Origin of the sequence: Ramlibacter sp. GCM10027632, from assembly GCF_042675325.1 — a bacterium.
Taxonomy (GTDB): domain Bacteria; phylum Pseudomonadota; class Gammaproteobacteria; order Burkholderiales; family Burkholderiaceae_C; genus Ramlibacter.
Genome location: NZ_JBHTGW010000022.1, coordinates 1 through 930 on the forward strand (window position 1 = coordinate 1; position 930 = coordinate 930).

Genomic DNA, 930 nt, shown 5'->3' on the forward strand with positions numbered 1-930 from the left:
CCCGCCAGGTGCTGGATCGCCCCCGAGATGCCGGCGGCGATGTACAGCTGCGGCGCCACGATCTTGCCGGTCTGGCCCACCTGCAGGTCGTTCGGGGCGTAGCCCGCGTCGACCGCGGCGCGCGAGGCGCCGATGGCCGCGCCCAGCTTGTCGGCCAGGGGCATCATCACCTCGTTGAACTTCTCGGCGCTGCCCAGCGCCCGGCCGCCCGACACGATGATCTTGGCCGCGGTCAGCTCGGGGCGGTCGCTCTTGGCGATCTCGCTGCCCACGTACTGGCTCTTGGCGGAGGCCGCAGCCGCCGCCACCGTCTCGACGGCCGCCGAGCCACCGGTGGCCGCCGCGGCGTCGAAGCCGGTCGTGCGCACGGTGATCACCTTCGTCGCGTCGGCGCTTTGCACCGTGGCGATCGCGTTGCCCGCGTAGATCGGGCGCTCGAAGGTGTCGGCGCTCACCACCTTGGTGATGTCCGAGACCTGCGCCACGTCCAGCCTGGCCGCCACGCGCGGCGCGGCATTCTTGCCGCTGGCCGTGGCCGGGAACAGGATGTGGCTGTAGTTGCCCGCGATCGCCAGCACCTGGGCAGCGACGTTCTCCGCCAGGCCATGGGCCAGGCTCTCGCCGTCGGCGTGGATCACCTTGGACACGCCGGCGATCTGGGCCGCCGCAGCCGCCGCAGCGCCCGCGTTCTGGCCCGCCACCAGCACATGCACCTCACCGCCGCAGGCCGCAGCCGCCGTCACGGTGTTCAGGGTCGCGCCCTTGATCGACGCGTTGTCGTGTTCAGCAATAACCAGTGCAGCCATCTCAGATCACCTTGGCTTCGTTCTTGAGTTTGTCGACGAGGGTGGCCACATCCGGCACCTTGATGCCCGCGCCGCGCTTGGGCGGCTCGCTGACCTTCAGCGTCTTGATGCGCGGAGCCACGTC

At 70.6% G+C, this 930-nt stretch carries 1 protein-coding gene and 1 pseudogene; both read right to left on the reverse strand.

Features of this window, described 5'->3' with window-relative positions; all coding sequences use genetic code 11:
* A partial coding sequence (locus ACFQZY_RS19120) for an electron transfer flavoprotein subunit alpha/FixB family protein (RefSeq protein WP_377419142.1) occupies window positions 1–806 on the reverse strand: 806 nt, incomplete at its 3' end.
* A gap of 1 nt (window position 807) precedes the next feature.
* Window positions 808–930 (reverse strand): annotated as a pseudogene (locus ACFQZY_RS19125) (electron transfer flavoprotein subunit beta/FixA family protein); the annotation flags it as partial.